Annotated in this window: 16 protein-coding genes; 8 read left to right on the top strand and 8 right to left on the bottom strand. The window is 69.7% G+C overall.

The window, feature by feature from the left end; genetic code table 11:
* Positions 1 to 76 precede the first annotated feature (76 nt).
* Both meaB and ACFVM3_RS26480 read right to left on the bottom strand, forming a co-directional pair.
* Positions 77 to 1,045: a methylmalonyl Co-A mutase-associated GTPase MeaB gene (meaB, locus tag ACFVM3_RS26475; protein WP_378442689.1), complete on the bottom strand. Its 969-nt coding sequence runs from the start codon at positions 1,043 to 1,045 to the stop codon at positions 77 to 79.
* Between the two features lie 4 nt (positions 1,046 to 1,049).
* Positions 1,050 to 2,231, bottom strand: a complete 1,182-nt coding sequence (locus tag ACFVM3_RS26480) for an acetyl-CoA C-acetyltransferase (RefSeq protein WP_378442690.1) — start codon at positions 2,229 to 2,231, stop codon at positions 1,050 to 1,052.
* A gap of 131 nt (positions 2,232 to 2,362) precedes the next feature.
* On the opposite strand from ACFVM3_RS26480, the gene mce reads away from it, so the two are divergent.
* A complete protein-coding gene (mce, locus tag ACFVM3_RS26485) occupies positions 2,363 to 2,812 on the top strand; it encodes a methylmalonyl-CoA epimerase (RefSeq protein ID WP_378442691.1) in 450 nt (149 codons plus the stop codon).
* Here the strand turns inward: mce and ACFVM3_RS26490 are convergent.
* On the bottom strand, positions 2,806 to 3,369 hold the full coding sequence (locus tag ACFVM3_RS26490) for a TetR/AcrR family transcriptional regulator (RefSeq protein WP_378442692.1): 564 nt from the start codon (positions 3,367 to 3,369) through the stop codon (positions 2,806 to 2,808). The two genes, mce and ACFVM3_RS26490, sit on opposite strands and share 7 nt — an antisense overlap.
* Positions 3,370 to 3,385: 16 nt before the next feature.
* Positions 3,386 to 3,754 (bottom strand): SPW repeat protein, encoded by a 369-nt coding sequence (locus tag ACFVM3_RS26495; protein ID WP_125673593.1) that lies wholly within the window; start codon positions 3,752 to 3,754, stop codon positions 3,386 to 3,388.
* 204 nt (positions 3,755 to 3,958) lie between these two features.
* Between ACFVM3_RS26495 and ccrA the strand changes: the two genes are divergently transcribed.
* The 4 genes from ccrA to ACFVM3_RS26515 all read left to right on the top strand — a co-directional run bounded on the left by ccrA (position 3,959) and on the right by ACFVM3_RS26515 (position 8,213).
* Entirely contained in the window at positions 3,959 to 5,299 is a 1,341-nt protein-coding gene (ccrA, locus tag ACFVM3_RS26500) for a crotonyl-CoA carboxylase/reductase (RefSeq protein ID WP_378442693.1), read from the top strand.
* A gap of 104 nt (positions 5,300 to 5,403) precedes the next feature.
* A complete protein-coding gene (locus ACFVM3_RS26505; RefSeq protein ID WP_378442729.1) occupies positions 5,404 to 6,513 on the top strand; it encodes a chromosome segregation protein in 1,110 nt (369 codons plus the stop codon).
* 105 nt (positions 6,514 to 6,618) lie between these two features.
* Entirely contained in the window at positions 6,619 to 7,068 is a 450-nt protein-coding gene (locus ACFVM3_RS26510) for a universal stress protein (protein ID WP_007031721.1), read from the top strand.
* A complete protein-coding gene (locus ACFVM3_RS26515; protein WP_378442694.1) occupies positions 7,068 to 8,213 on the top strand; it encodes an adenylate/guanylate cyclase domain-containing protein in 1,146 nt (381 codons plus the stop codon). Before ACFVM3_RS26510 ends, ACFVM3_RS26515 begins: the two co-directional genes overlap by 1 nt.
* A 313-nt stretch (positions 8,214 to 8,526) precedes the next feature.
* Here the strand turns inward: ACFVM3_RS26515 and ACFVM3_RS26520 are convergent, their stop codons facing one another.
* Genes ACFVM3_RS26520 through ACFVM3_RS26530 form a run of 3 tightly spaced genes read right to left on the bottom strand, consistent with a single transcriptional unit; the run spans position 8,527 to position 11,502 of the window.
* A complete protein-coding gene (locus ACFVM3_RS26520; RefSeq protein ID WP_378442695.1) occupies positions 8,527 to 9,759 on the bottom strand; it encodes an aldehyde dehydrogenase family protein in 1,233 nt (410 codons plus the stop codon).
* Positions 9,760 to 9,811: 52 nt separating this feature from the next.
* A complete protein-coding gene (locus ACFVM3_RS26525) occupies positions 9,812 to 10,525 on the bottom strand; it encodes a M50 family metallopeptidase (protein ID WP_007031724.1) in 714 nt (237 codons plus the stop codon).
* Positions 10,526 to 10,560: 35 nt separating this feature from the next.
* Entirely contained in the window at positions 10,561 to 11,502 is a 942-nt protein-coding gene (locus ACFVM3_RS26530; protein WP_378442696.1) for a DNA-3-methyladenine glycosylase 2, read from the bottom strand.
* A gap of 141 nt (positions 11,503 to 11,643) precedes the next feature.
* Here ACFVM3_RS26530 and ACFVM3_RS26535 point away from each other — a divergent pair, with 141 nt between their 5' ends.
* The 3 genes from ACFVM3_RS26535 (at position 11,644) to ACFVM3_RS26545 (ending at position 14,800) form a co-directional block, all read left to right on the top strand.
* Entirely contained in the window at positions 11,644 to 12,414 is a 771-nt protein-coding gene (locus tag ACFVM3_RS26535) for a class I SAM-dependent methyltransferase (RefSeq protein ID WP_378442697.1), read from the top strand.
* Positions 12,411 to 13,739, top strand: coding sequence for a M20 family metallopeptidase (locus tag ACFVM3_RS26540; RefSeq protein ID WP_378442698.1), 1,329 nt, complete (start codon positions 12,411 to 12,413; stop codon positions 13,737 to 13,739). Before ACFVM3_RS26535 ends, ACFVM3_RS26540 begins: the two co-directional genes overlap by 4 nt.
* 119 nt (positions 13,740 to 13,858) lie before the next feature.
* Positions 13,859 to 14,800: a S1C family serine protease gene (locus ACFVM3_RS26545; RefSeq protein WP_378442699.1), complete on the top strand. Its 942-nt coding sequence runs from the start codon at positions 13,859 to 13,861 to the stop codon at positions 14,798 to 14,800.
* An 86-nt stretch (positions 14,801 to 14,886) separates the two neighbouring features.
* Here the strand turns inward: ACFVM3_RS26545 and ACFVM3_RS26550 are convergent, their stop codons facing one another.
* Positions 14,887 to 15,264: a DUF3224 domain-containing protein gene (locus ACFVM3_RS26550; RefSeq protein ID WP_378442700.1), complete on the bottom strand. Its 378-nt coding sequence runs from the start codon at positions 15,262 to 15,264 to the stop codon at positions 14,887 to 14,889.
* Positions 15,265 to 15,268 lie beyond the last annotated feature (4 nt).

Here is a 15,268-nt window from a genome sequence, read left to right on the forward strand (position 1 = left end):
GCCCCAGTACATGAAGGACCCCTTCCTTGCGCCAGGCGCAAGGAAGGGGTCCTTCATGTACCTCAAGCGGGCAAGCTCACGAGTCGCGAAGGTCCGCGATGAGTTCTTCGGCCGCCGCGAACGGGTCGAGTTTCCGCGCGACCACGCGTTCGGCCAATTCGGTGAGCCGGTCTCCGGAGCGCAGGTCGACGATTTCCGCGCGCAACCGCTGCACGGCGATCGCCTCGACCTCGTCCCGCGCCCGCGCCGCACGACGGCGGGGCAGTTCGTCGCGCCGGACCAGCCAGTCGTGGTGCTCGTCGAGCGCGCGGACGACGTCCTCGACGCCCTCGCCGCGTGAGGCCACCGTCCGCACGATCGGCTGACGCCAGCTCGGACCGCGGATTTCCCGGCGCACCAAGGAGATCATCTGCTTGAGGTCGTGCACGGTCGCGTCCGCGCCCTCGCGGTCGGCCTTGTTGACCACGAACACGTCCGCGATCTCCAGCACGCCCGCCTTGGCCGCCTGGATCCCGTCGCCCATCCCCGGCGCGAGCAGGACCACCGTGGTGTCGGCCAGTTTCACGACGTCCACTTCGGACTGTCCGACGCCGACGGTCTCGATCAGCACGACGTCGAACCCGGCCGCGTCGAGGACCCGGACCGCCTGCGGCGTCGCCCACGACAGCCCGCCGAGATGACCGCGCGTGGCCATCGACCGGATGAAGACGCCCGGATCGGTGGCGTGTTCGGTCATCCGGATCCGGTCGCCGAGCAGCGCGCCGCCGGAGAACGGCGACGACGGGTCGATCGCCAGCACCCCGACCCGCAGGCCCCGCGCCCGCAGGGCCGTGAGCAGCGCGGACGTCGATGTCGACTTGCCGACACCCGGCGGACCGGTCAGGCCGACGACCCGCGCGTTGCCGGTATGCGGCGTCAGCTTCGCCGCGACCTCGGGCAACCGTGGATGAGCGTCCTCGACCAGCGACAGCAACCGGGCGATCGCGCGGGGGACACCGTCCCGCGCGCGACCGACCAGTTCGTCGATGTCCAGCTGTACCGGCAAGGGTTTACGGAACGCGGATCAGCAGCGCGTCGCCCTGGCCGCCACCGCCGCAGAGGGCGGCCGCGCCGAGCCCGCCGCCGCGACGGCGGAGTTCGTGGACCAGGTGCACGGCGAGCCGGGCGCCGGACGCGCCGATCGGGTGACCGAGCGCGATGGCGCCGCCGTCGACGTTGACCTTCTCCGGGTCGAGGCCGAGCTTGTCGGCCGAGACCAGCCCGACGGCGGCGAACGCCTCGTTGATCTCGACGAGGTCGAGCGCGTCCGCGGTCAGCTTCTCCTTGGCCAGCGCGGCCAGGATCGCGTTCGACGGCTGCTCGTGCAGGCTGGCGTCCGGACCGGCGACCACGCCGTGCGCGCCGATCTCGGCGAGCGGGGTCAGGCCCAGTTCCTCGGCCTTGGCCTTGCTCGCGACGATGACCGCGGCCGCGCCGTCGGAGATCTGCGACGCCGAGCCGGCGGTGATGGTGCCGTCGGAGGCGAAGGCGGGACGCAGCTTCGCGAGGCCTTCGGCGGTGGTGTCGGCGCGAACGCCCTCGTCCTGCGAGAAGACGACCGGGTCGCCCTTGCGCTGCGGGATCGACACCGGCGCGATCTCGGCGTCGAACCGGCCCTCGGCGATGGCCGCGGCGGCACGCTGGTGCGACCGCGCGGAGAACTCGTCCTGCTGCTCACGCGTGAGGCCGTAGCGGCTGTTGTACTTCTCCGTCGAGGAGCCCATGGCGACCTGGTCGAAGGCGCAGAAGAGACCGTCGTAGGCCATGTGGTCGACGAGCGTGGTGTCGCCGTACTTGAAGCCCGCGCGGGACTTCGGCAGCAGATGCGGCGACTGGGTCATCGACTCCTGGCCGCCGGCCACGATCAGGTCGAACTCACCCGCGCGGATGAGCTGGTCGGCCAGCGCGATGGCGTCGAGGCCAGAGAGGCAGACCTTGTTGATGGTCAGCGCCGGAACGCTCATCGGGATACCGGCGGCGACCGCGGCCTGCCGGGCAGGGATCTGGCCCGCGCCCGCGGTGAGCACCTGACCCATGATCGTGTACTGGACCGCGTCCGGCGAGACACCGGCCTGCTCCAGCGCCGCCTTGATGGCGAATCCGCCGAGTTGCGCGCCCGAGAAATCCTTCAGGGAACCGAGCAATCGCCCGATCGGTGTACGGGCGGCACCCAGGATCACGGAACCGGACACGGCGTCCTCCAAGCATCGGCGCAAGGGCAAAGGGGGTCTTCGCGACCATACCCGGGTCGCGGGTCTCTTGATGGAGCCAGTGTGAGGCGGCGCACGCCGGTCCACCCGCCCGCGCACCTATCCTGCTCTGCATGAACCAGGCGCTGAAACCGTTCGTGACCGCCATCGACCACGTCGGCATCGCGGTACCCGACCTCGACGCCGCGATCGCCTTCCACACCGAGCATTTCGGCCTGGAGGTCGCGCACGAGGAGGTCAACGAGGAGCAGGGTGTCCGCGAGGCGATGCTGCGCGCGCCGGGCACCTCGGGGACCGAGACCGCGATCCAGCTCCTCGCGCCGCTGCGCGACGATTCCGCGATCGGCAAGTTCCTCGCGAAGAGCGGCCCCGGGCTGCAGCAGCTGGCGTATCGAGTGTCCGATGTGGACGCGGCCGCCGCGGCACTGCGCGCGCAGGGGCTGCGGCTGCTGTACGAAGAGGCGAAGCGGGGAACGTCCAACAGCCGGGTGAACTTCGTGCACCCCAAGGACGCCGGCGGTGTGCTCGTCGAGTTGGTCGAGCCCGCCAAAGACGGTCACTGATCCCGCGTCAACGCCGAGGCGATGAAGAGGACCTCGCGGTCGATCTCGGCGGGGTCCCCGTCCTCGGTGTGCCGTGCTGTCGCGTGGCGGTGGCTGACCGCCCGCGCGAGCAGTCCCGACGCCGAATCGACGTCGGCGATCGCGACCTTGCCGCCCGTCGCGGCGACGATCACCGCCTTCACCTGCCGGACGAGCTGCTGGAAGCGTTCGGCCAGCGCGTCGCGGACAGCGCGGTGCGTGTCGGCCTCGCGCCACAACAGGTGTGACAGCGCCAAGGACCGGTTGAACCGCCTGTCGAGCTCGACGACGAGGCCGCGAAGACTGCCCGCCAGGTCGCCTGGGACGACCACGACGGCCGGCTCGATCCGGGCGTCGGGCAGTTCGGCGACCAGCGCGGCCAGCAGATCCGACTTACGCCGGAAGTAGTAGTGCACCAGGCCTTTCGGCACGCCCGCCCGCTCCGCGATCCGCGAAGTGGGGGTGGCGTCGAAACCGGATTCGGCGAAGAGCGCCTCCGCGGCCCGCAGGATGCGCTGTTTCGCCGAATCCTCTTTCACGCCGTTTCCTCCTGGGTCAGTGCTGCCCCGCCGTCCGGTGCGTCGCCTGGGCGATCGGCATCGCCGCCGCCCCGGCCACCACGGTCAGGACGCCACCGATCCAAGCGGTCCAGGACGCGCCCATGAAGTCGGCGTATCCCATCACCCATGGCGAAATGAACAACAGCGCGCCCAGGACGATCTGAATGCCTTCGCCGTAGACCATGCCAGGCATCGCAAGCGACGCGAGACCGTCGAGGGCGACCAGCGCGCCGAGAATGACGAGCGTCCACATGGCGGTGTTGTCCGTAGTCATCCAGAGGGGTGAAAGCGCGACCACGACACCGATGACCACCTCCGCCCAGTCATGGGGACGGGTCCAAGGGCGCGTCGTGGGTTCGTTCATGCGTGCTCACCTCCGAAAATCGGCTGAACCTGCAGGTCGGAGAGATCTCCACCGCCCATGGTCCGCTTGGTTGGCCGGCCGGTCAAGACCGGTCGATAACGCTTCGGGATGTGTACGTGCTCCACGTCTCGTACAGTTGTGAACCTGGTTACCCATGAGTAATTTAGGGCGCCAAACGCCGTCCCCCCATTCGCGGAGGTTCCGATGTCGCAGCTCGGCGAGATCCAGCAGGCCATTCTGAACGATGACCTCGGCGCCGTGGCGTCGCTCGACGTGCCGGAGTCCTATCGCGGGGTGACCGTGCACAAGGACGAGGCCGGCATGTTCGAAGGCCTCGAAAGCCGGGACAAGGACCCGCGCAAGTCGCTGCACGTCGACGAGGTCCCGACGCCGGAACTCGGCCCCGGCGAGGCGCTGGTCGCGGTCATGGCGAGCGCGATCAACTACAACACCGTCTGGACCTCGATCTTCGAACCGGTCTCCACGTTCAAGTTCCTGGAGCGCTACGGGCGGCTTTCGCCACTGTCGAAGCGCCACGACCTGCCCTATCACGTGGTCGGCTCGGACCTGTCCGGCGTCGTGCTGCGCACCGGGCCCGGCGTGCACAACTGGAAGCCGGGCGACGAGGTCGTCGCGCACTGCCTCAACGTCGAACTCGAGGGCCCGGACGGGCACAACGACACGATGCTCGACACCGAGCAGCGGATCTGGGGTTTCGAGACGAACTTCGGCGGGCTCGCCGAGATCGCCCTCGTGAAGGCGAACCAGTTGATGCCGAAGCCGGGACACCTCACCTGGGAGGAAGCCGCCTCCCCCGGCCTGGTGAATTCCACGGCCTACCGCCAGCTCGTGTCGCGTAACGGCGCCGACATGAAGCAGGGCGACGTCGTGCTGATCTGGGGCGCTTCGGGCGGCCTCGGCTCCTACGCGACGCAGTACGCGCTCAACGGCGGCGCGATCCCGGTGTGCGTGGTCTCCAGCCCCGAAAAGGCGGAGATCTGCCGGAAGCTGGGCGCGGAGCTGATCATCGACCGCAACGCCGAGGGCTACAAGTTCTGGAAGGACGACAACAACCAGGACCCGAAGGAGTGGCAGCGGTTCGGCAAGAAGATCCGCGAGCTGACCGGCGGCGAGGACCCGGACATCGTCTTCGAGCACCCGGGCCGCGAAACCTTCGGCGCGTCCGTCTATGCCGCGCGCAAGGGCGGCACGATCGTCACGTGCGCGTCGACTTCCGGCTACATGCACCAGTTCGACAACCGCTACCTGTGGATGAACCTCAAGCGGATCATCGGCAGCCACTTCGCGAACTACCGCGAATCGTGGGAAGCGAACCGGCTGATCGCGAAAGGTCTGATCCACCCGACGCTGTCGAAGACCTACTCGCTCGAAGAGACCGGGCAGGCCGCGCTGGACGTCCACCGCAACGCGCATCAGGGCAAGGTCGGCGTGCTCGCCCTTGCGCCGGAAGAAGGTCTGGGTGTCCGGAACCACGAGCTGCGCGAAAAGCACATCGACGGGATCAACGCCTTCCGGAACGTTTAGCGCGCCGGAACGTGCTTTCGCCGCGCGTTGCGTGGGTGCTCACCCTTCCGTGACTCCAGCTCGACTACGGTAGAAGAATGAGCCTTGGCGAGGAACGGGAGCTAGTGCCGCTGGGAGCCGGCTTCGACGTGGCGAAGCGCGGTTACAGCCGTGCGCAGGTCGACGAACATCTCGAACGGCTGGACGCCGATCTGAAGATGCTCACCGCCGATCGCGATGCCGCCATCGGACAGGCCGGCGACCTGGCACGGCAGCTGGAGATCGCGCGCGGCGAGATCGCGGACCTGCGCGGGCAGGTCGACCGGCTCGCCCAGCCGCCGACGAGCGTCGAAGGCCTTTCCGAGCGCCTGCAGCGGATGTTGCGGCTCGCGCAGGACGAGGCCGCCGACACCAAGGCGCGCGCGGAAGCCGAAGCCGGGCACATCCGCGCGAAGGCGGAGACCGACGCGAGCGCCATGCGCGCCCGCTACGAGCAGCTGCTCAACGAGCTCGACCTCCGTCGCAAGGAGATGGAGGCCGAGCACCGCGGCGTGCTCGAGAAGGCGCGCGCCGAGGCGAAGGAGATCATCGACAAGGCGAAGGCCGAGCGCGACAAGCTCGACGCCGAGTCGCAGCAGCGCCGCACGCAGGTCGAAGAGGACTTCGAGATCGCGATGGCGTCGCGGCGCACCGAGGCCATGCACGCGCTGGCCGAGCAGGAGGCCGCGAGCAAGGCCGAGGCCGCCCGTCGTGTCCGCGAGGCCACCGAGGACGCCGCCGCCATCCGCGCGAAGGTGCTCGAAGAGGAGACGGCGGCCAAGGCCGACATCGAACGCCGTCAGCGCGAGTCCGTCGCCGACGCCAACAAGCGCAAGCAGGACTCGATCACCGAGGCCAACGCCCGGCTCGCCGAGGCGGCCGACGAGGCACGCCGCCGCGTCCGGCAGGCCACCGAAGAGTCCAACCGGCGGATCACGCAGGCCACCGAACGGGTCGAAGCGCTCCGCAAGGTGCGCTCCAGCCTGGCCGAGCAGGTCCGCTCCGCGCGGACCGCGCTCGCCGAGGCGACGCACGTGCTGGGCGACGAGCCGCATGTCCCGGCGGACCTGAAGCCGAAGCCGTCGCCCGACTCGGAAGCCACCGTGCAGCTCCGGACGGCCGATGTGCCGAAGGCCACATCCGGCGCGAAGCCTTCACCGCGACCTGCGGCAGCGCAGAAACCGACTGGCGAGTAACCTTTTCACCCGACCGTGCTCGCGGCGGCCTGCGAGGCCGCCGACGAGCGGTTATCGTCGCTGCTCGCGCGCAGGTGCGGGCTGTCAGATCGGTGGAGGTTGCGGATGGCTGCATATCGGACCGTTGTCGTGGGCACGGACGGATCGGATTCCTCGTTCGCCGCGGTCGACCGGGCGGCGGGTGTCGCCGGGGACTCCGGAGCGACCCTGGTCATCGTGTGCGCCTACTACCCCGCCAACAAGGGCGACGTGGAGAAGGCGCAGGACGTCCTCGGTGACGAGGCGTACCAGGTCGTCGGCTCGGCGCCGGCCGAGGACACCCTCCTGTCCGCCCGCGACCGGGCGGCGAAGGCCGGCGCGAAGACCATCGAGACCGCCGCGGTCGTGGGCGATCCGGTCGACTCGCTCCGCAAGGTCGTCGCGGAGCGCTCCGCGGACCTGCTGGTGGTCGGCAACCGGGGGCTGAACACGCTCGCCGGCCGCATCCTGGGCTCCGTGCCGTCCGAGGTCGCGCGGAAGTCCGGGGTGGACGTGCTCATCGTCCACACCACCTGATGCCCGAACCCGGCGAGATCTCGCCCGACGCGCTGCAACAGCGCCTCGAACGGATCCTGCTCGGTGGAAGGCGCAAGTACACCCGGCTCGAAGTCGCCGAGAAGGCAGGCGTTCCCGAGGAACGCTCTCGGCGACTTTGGCGTGCGCTGGGCTTCGCGACGGTCGACGACGACGAGGTCGTCTTCACCGACGCCGACATCGAAGCGATCCGCACGGCCGATCAACTGATGAACTCGGGGCTGATCGACCCGAGCATCGAACTGGCCGTGACGCGCGCGCTGGGCCAGCACCTTTCGCGGCTCGCGGAATGGCAGGTCCACATGCTGTGGACGATGATCACCGAGAACAAGGAGATCGGCAGCAGCGAACGCCAGATCGGGCGCCTCGTCGAGCGGCTGCTGCCCGAGCTGGAGAAGGTGCAGGAATTCGTCTGGCGCCGCCACCTGGCCGCCTACGCCGGCCGGGCGCTGGCCATGCCGGAGGAAGACCTCGAAGCGAGGACCGAGGTGGTCGGCTTCGTCGACATGGTCGGCTACACCCGGCTGACCAGGCAGGTCGACGAAGAAGAGCTGACCGACATCCTCGACCGGTTCGAATCCGTCGCCACCGAGGTCGTCGCCGATCACCACGGGCGGATCGTGAAGATGATCGGCGACGAGGTCCTGTTCGTCGCCGATTCCGCCGTCGACGGGGCCGAGATCGCCCTCGCCCTGTCCGAACGCGCCGACGCCGACGAGACCCTGCCCTCCGTGCGCGCCGGGCTGGCTTCCGGCCGGATCCTCAGCCGGTTCGGCGATGTCTACGGCTCGGTCGTGAACCTCGCCGCCCGCCTCACCTCGACCGCGCGGCCGGGCACCATCCTGGTCGACAAGGAACTCGCCGCCGAGCTTTCGGGCTTCCCGCAGTACGAGGTCCGGTCGCGGCGGCCCGTTTCCGTGCGGGGATACAACCGGCTGCGGCCTTCGTCCCTCCGCCGGGCACGGGACCGGCCTTCGGGCATGTTCGCGTCTTCGCAGCAGCTCGCCGCGGAGATGCTGGGGCTGGCCGACGCCACTCCTCCCCCCGCGCCCGCTCCGGAGGAAGTCGAGGACGCCACCGCGGACTCGTTGCCGCCTCGGCCTCGACCGAGGCGCCGGCGGCGCTGATCCCCTGCCGGGAGAGCAAGGGACCTTTGCTACCGCTTCTGCCGAAGGTGGTCGCGAGTGGCGAATCGGGGTTCTTGAGCCGAGTGTCAAGGTGGGCTGGGCTGAAGGCGCCCTTCGCTGCGTCTGATGCGGCGAAAGTCCCCTTCGGCCTTTGCCGCCCGCGAGGTCCCAAACGCCTTCCCCGCCGCCGACAACGACGTTGCGAAAGCCACTTTCACAACGTTGTAGGTTGCGAAAGTGGCTTTCGCAACACATCGACTTCGCCCTGACCCGCTAACCCGAATCGCCACTCAAAACCGCGGAGCGAGGCGCGTCAGGCGGGCAGCACGGCGTACTGCCGCACGTAGAGATCGGTGTAGGTGACCGGACCGCGCGGGCCGGGGACCTTGTCCAGGTTGATGCCGGTCTCGGGGACGGCGAGGAGCTTGAAGCCGTCGAGCAGCCGGGTCGGGGCGTTCCAGAAGACGCCGGTGCCGGTGTACGCGTCGAAGAACGCGTCGGCGGCTTCGCTGCTTTCGGTGGCGATGCCGGCGGCTAGGCCCGAGGTCCGTTCGTTGGCGATCTCCGCCGCTTCGGGCAGGCCGGAGACCTTCGCGACGGTGACGGTCGCTTCGCGGTCGGAGTCGAGCGCCCATTCGTAGCCGATGGCGTGCTCGTGCGGGGCGAGCGAGGGCGTGACGCCGCGTTCGGCCAGCGCGCCGGAGATGCCGGGCCAGACGCGGTCGTGGGCGTCCTCGTGGATCAGCAGCAGGTTCAGCCGGTTGCAGACGCCGAGCCGGTCGAGGCTGTTGAAGACCAGGTCTCGCACCTTGTCGGTGTCGGCGGCTTCGTCGACGTACAGCACGCCGCCGCCGTCGGCGTGCGCCAGCGTGCGGACGCCGTGGACGGCCGCTTCGGTGGCCAGCGCCCGGGTGCTGTCGCCGCTGCCGCGCAGGATGACCAGCGGCACGAGCGTGGGGAAACGGACCAGCGCGGACGCCGCTTCACGCTCGGCGCGCGGCACCAGCTGGATGACGTCCGGGTCGATACCCGCCTCGGAGAGCGCGGGCGCGATCACGGTCTCGCGCAGGCGCTGGGCCGAGCCGAGCGCGGCGGATCCCGTGCGGAGCACGCCACCGTTGCGCGACTTCACCAGCTGCGAGGCGACGTCCACCGTGACGTTCGGGCGCGCCTCGTAGTTCGCGCCGATCACGCCGACCGGGCGGCGGCGTTCCACCAGCCGCAGCCCTCCGTCCAAAGTGGACACATCGACGGAGCGCTCCTGATGCGGCGCGCCCGCCAGGAGACGGAGCTGCTCGGCCATTCCGGTCAGCCGCTCGGGCGTGATGGTGAGCCGGTCGAGCAGGCCCGCGCTCATGCCGTCCTCGCGTGCCTTGGCGATGTCGGCCTGGTTCGCTTCGAGCACGACGTCGGCGTGCTCGACCAGCTTGTCCGCCATGGCGTTCAGCGCGGCGTCGATCGCCTCCGCGGTCGCGGCGGCCAGTGACGGCGCGGCCCGTTTCGCCGATCGAGCGCATTCCTCGACGGCCTTGGCGACCTCATCCATCTGCTGACTCCTTCCGCGCGGAACGAGCCATCAGTCTGCCGTACTGCCCCGGTCAGGCGACGGTCGGCTCCAGCAGCCACAACCCGCCCGCGAAGAGACAGCTCACCGTCAGCACGGCCATCACCAGCACCCACAGCACCGCGGGCATCCCGGTGAGCCTGCCGAGCTGATCGGCGTCGGAATCCCGGGCCGCTCCCCGGCGCCGCTTGATCTGCAGCTCGACCACCGGCCGGACACCACCGAACAGCAGGAACCAGGTCAGCAGGTAGACGAAGATCGCCTGGAACCACGAGGGCGCCACCAGCGCGACCAGCCCGAGCACCACCGAGCTGGCGACCACGGTGAACACGCCGTAGGTGTTGCGCACCATCACCAGCACACCCAGCAGCATCAACGCCATCATGATCAGCACGACGGTGATCAGGTCCGACGAGAGCAGCCCCGCGAACACCAGCCCGAGCACGGCGGCCGCCGGGTATCCGGCCAGCGCGGTGAACGCCATCCCCGGGCCCTCCGGTTTGCCACGGGAGACCGTGACGCCGGAGGTGTCCGAGTGCAGCTTGATGCCCTGCAGCCGACGGCCGACCAGCACCGCGGCCAGCGCGTGCCCCGCCTCGTGGACGAGCGTGATCAGGTTGCGGGCGATCCGCCAAGGCCTGCCTGAGAGCACCACGAGCAGCGCGAGACCACCGGTGACCAGGGTGATCGTGCCGGGCGGGGTGGACTGGGCGATGTCGGAAACCGTTTCGGCGGGAGACGAGCTCACCTCATCAGCTCACCACACGCCGGATATGTCCCGTGTCAGGCGGTCATCGAACCCCCGATCCCGCGCGTGCGAAACTCCCCGTCGTTGCGCAGGGCGAAAGCCACCCAGCTCCGGAACGGCCGCCACACCGCGGACAGCTCCTCCAGCTCCTCGGGTGGCGCCTCCGGCAGGTCGTACGCGGCCCGCATGGCCTCCTGCAACCGGGGCTCGCCACTGGGGAAGACATCCGGATGCCCGGCGCCCCGGATCAGGATCAGCTGTGCCGAGAACGGGCCGATCCCCGGCAACCGCTGTAACCAGAGCAACGCGTCCGGCACCGGCATCGCGCGCAGGTACGCGGCGTCGAGCAGACCGTCCTTGGCGGCGTTGGCCACCGCGCGCAACCGCTCGGCCTTTACCTCCGGCAGGCCGCGCCCGGCCTCCGGCCCGGCCAGTACGTCCGGCGCCGGGAACGACCTGAGGACCTTCCCGCCGACGTCCACCGGCCTGCCGAACTCCTCGGCGAGCCGTCGTTTCACCGTGGCCGCCTGGGACATCCGCGACCGATGGCTCAGGATCGCCCAGCAGGCCGCTTCGTAGGGCGAATGGAACAGCACCGGCCTCAGACCGGGATGCGCCTGCTGAAGGCGGCGCACCACGGGATCCGCCGTGCCGACCTTGGCGAATCCGACACCGTCGACGTCCACCGACAGGATCCGCCGGACCTGGGCGCCGACTTCGACGGCGAGCCGCTCTTCGGCGAAGACCTCCACCTCGATCGAACCGGGCGATCTCTGTCTGACGGCCGCACCGACGTGCTCCCAGCCCGCTTCGGCGGGAAAGGCGAAGCGCAGAGTGCCGGGTTCGGTGGCCGCGTCCGCGCGGCACGCCGGCGGGAAAACGGTCAGGAAACGAATGGACTTGTCGAGATCGAACGGGCCGCGCACCGGGATGCGGAGCGTGGTCGTTGCGGTGTGCTGCAGGATCGAGCCGGTCATTTCGGGCTCCTTCGGCTGGGGAACGGCGACTCCCTCCGACGGTAGAGACGGCCACCGACAGTTTCGGGTCGCGACGGCGGGAATGTCGCGAACGGGCCGGTCATGGCAGATTCTCCGGTGAGGACCGTGGAGGGAGCAGCCATGCCGGACCATCGCGAACGTCTCGAAAGCCTGCTGCGGCCGGGCACCGCGCCCACCGCCACCGGAAAGGGTTTCCTTGATCTGCTGGGAGAAATCCCGCAGGCGGGGCCGCCCACCGGACTCGCCCAGCGGCTGATGCGCACCTCCGCCGTGCCGATGATCTACGAGCGGTACTGGCGCCCGACGCTGGGCAGGGTCGCGAAAGGACTGAACGGCCCGACCATGGCGGGCGAGGTCCGGATCGCGCTCGAAGCGCTCGGCCTGCGCCCCGGACAGGTCGCGCTGGACGTCGCCTGTGGCACCGGCAGGTTCACCCGTGCCTTCGGTGAAGCGGTCGGGCCGGACGGGTTGTCCATCGGGCTCGACGGTTCGATCACCATGTTGGAGAAGGCGCTCGCCGCGGCCAATCCCCCTGCGGTGACCTATCTGCGTGCCGACGCCGTCGACCTGCCGCTAGACGATTCCACTGTGGACGCCGTCTGCTGTTTCGCCGCGCTGCACATGTTCGCCGATCCGGACGCGGCGCTGGATTCGTTCGCCCGCGTGCTGAAACCCGGTGGCTCGCTGGTGATGCTGACCAGCGCCCGGCACAGCGATCAGCCGATGCGGCTCGCGGACACCGTCCTCGGCAGGCTGAGCGGGCAGCGGATGTTCGACCGCGGCGAGATCGGGGCGAAGCTGTCCCGGCGCGGCTTCGACCACGTCGGCGAGCGGTACTCCGGTGTCACGCAGATCGTCACGGGCGAGCTAGGAGTTAACATCCGGAAATGATCCGCTCTGAGCACGCTTCGCCGATCCCGCCCGACGACAGCTACCTCCGCTCGCTGGTCGACGCGACCGCGGACGCCGTCGCCGCGGCCGAGCCCCTCGGTTCGCCCCATGACGGCGCGGACGCCGCCACACGAGACGCCGTCAGCGCCGAGATCCGCGCGCTGGAGGCGGATTTGGTGGGGCTGAGCCAAGACCTGCACGCTCATCCCGAAGAGGGTTTCGCCGAGCACCGCTCGGTCCGGGCGCTCGGCGACCTGCTCGAGCGGCACGGCCACGAGGTGACGATCGGCGCGGGCGGGCTCGACACCGCCCTGGTCGCGACCACTCCCGGCAGCGGGCCGCATATCGCCGTGCTCTCCGAATACGACGCCCTTCCCGGGCTGGGCCACGGCTGCGGTCACAACGTCATCTGCACGGCGGGCGCGGGCGGTTTCCTCGGCGCGGCGGCGGTCGCCGAACGGCTGGGCGGCCGGGTGTCGCTGATCGGCACGCCGGCGGAGGAAGGCGGTGGCGGCAAGGAGACGATGGCCCGCGCGGGCGTTTTCGACGACGTCGACGCCGTGCTCATGCTGCACCCGTTCAGCCACGACATCGCCATGCACCCTTTCCTCGGCAGGCGGCAGCTGGAAATGGTCTTCCACGGTGTCGGCGCGCACGCCTCGGCTCAGCCGTTCATGGGACGCAACGCGCTCGACGCCGCCGTCGCCGCGTACCAGGGAGTCGCGGCGCTTCGGCAGCATCTGCCCTCCAGCGACCGCGTCCACGGGGTCTTCACCGACGGCGGCGCGCGGCCGAACGTCGTCCCCGAACGCGCGGCTCTGCTGTTTTATCTCCGCTCCGCGCAGCCGGACACACTGCGCGACCTCGCCGAGCGGGTTTCGGCGGTCGCGCGCGGCGCGGCGGAAATGACCGGCTGCGGAGTCGAGCTGCTGTGGGACGCCCAGCCCGCGTATCTGCCGATCCGGTTCAACACCACCCTCGCCGGACGCTGGTCGGTGCACCAGGTCGACACCGGCCGCAAACCGCTCCCGCCCGGGATCGTGCCCGAATTCCTCACCGGCTCGACGGATCTCGGCAACCTCTCCTACCGGATGCCGGCGATCCACCCGATGATCGCCATCGCCGGACCGACGACCGCCTTGCACACCAAGGAGTTCGCGGCCGCGGCCGGTTCGCCGGACGGCGATCGCGCGGTCGTCGACGGCGCGCTGGGGCTGGCGCTGACCGCCGTCGACTACCTGGCCGACGCGAAACTCCGCGCCGCGGTGCACGAGGAGTTCGAGGCGTCGGGCGGAGCGCTGGACGTACCGGCGTTCTTCGACTGACCGCTCGAAGTGCTCTTTCCCGCTGAGAGCGCATGGGGCGGAGTCTCAGCTGATTCTTCTCAGGAAAGCACAGGGGGATTCCACAGGCGGTTCACAAGTACGGGCGCGAATCTTGGTCCATGACCGAGAACGAGAGTCGGCCAGGCCCCGCCTCAACCGGTGGGCACCAGCCGCCGCATCAGCAGCAGTACCCCGGTTACACCACTTGGCAGGCCGCGCCGAATCCGCTCGTCGCCCCGCCACCACGCAAGAAGGGCGGCCGGGTCGCCGTCCTCGTCAGCGCGACGGCGCTCGCCGCCGCGCTCGTCGGTGGTGTCGGCGGAGCGGCGATCTCAGGGCTCGGCTCCACGTCGTCGGCGTCGGGCACGGGTTCGTCCGCGGTCGCCAACGGGCAACTGGTCGGGAACAACACCTCGGGTGACGTCAGCGGGGTCGCCGCGAAGGTGACGCCGAGTGTCGTCCAGGTGAACGTGACCACCGCGCAGGGTGAGGCGGTCGGCTCCGGCGTCATCCTGACGGCGGACGGGCGCATCCTCACCAACGCCCACGTCGTCGCGGACGCCGAGGGCGACGTGACCGTCACGTTGTCGGACGGCAAGCAGTACAAGGCCAGCGTGGTCGGCGCCGACACGAAGGCCGACATCGCCGTGCTCCAGGCGAAGGACGCGAGTGGTCTGACGCCGGCCTCGCTCGGCGACTCGAGCAAGCTCGTCGTCGGCCAGCAGGTCGTCGCGATCGGCTCCCCCGGCGGGCTGCAGAACACCGTGACCACCGGGATCGTGAGCGCGCTGAACCGCAAGCTCGACGAGCTGAGCAGCGGCCAGCAGCGACGCTCGCCCTACAGCCGGGCCACGAACGAAGCCGGGCCGAGCTACACCGCGATCCAGACCGACGCCCCGATCAACCAGGGCAACTCGGGCGGGGCGCTGGTGGACTCGCAGGGGAACGTCATCGGTATCAACTCGGCGCTGTACAACCCGGCCTCGACCGGCAGCATCGGCATCGGGTTCGCGATCCCCATCAACGACGCGAAGAAGATCGTCGAGCAGATCGTCGGCTGATCCGGCCGTCTGGACCGCGTCAGGGGGCGGCCCAGCCGGTGCGCGCGTGAAGGACTCCTCCGGGGGAAGGAGTCCTTCACGCGCGTTCAGAGTTCGTACGTGAGCGTGAAGGTGTGGTTGCCCTCGTCGTCCTTGACGATCTCCGCCGTTCCGATGATGCCTGCCAGCTCACCGTGCCCGGAGCCCGGCAAGACGATCAGGTGATGCCCGTTCTCCCCCGCCGAGTGATGCAGGACGAAGCCGCCCTTACGCCCGTCGACAGAGACGGCCAGCCGCTCGAAGGCGACGTACGCTGACGACGTCTCGTTCACCGCCGTCAGCATCTCGACGGCGCTGCTCCCCTCGACGTCACCGGTGAACGTCTTGGTCAGCAGCACCCGTGAGAACTCGGTGCCTTCGGCCTTCTCGGTGGCTTGCGGATCCCAGCCGTCCACGGTGAACGACGCTGTCGCGGTGTTGGTCATACCG

The sequence above is a fragment of the Amycolatopsis sp. NPDC057786 genome (genome assembly GCF_042797905.1).
GTDB lineage: Bacteria > Actinomycetota > Actinomycetes > Mycobacteriales > Pseudonocardiaceae > Amycolatopsis.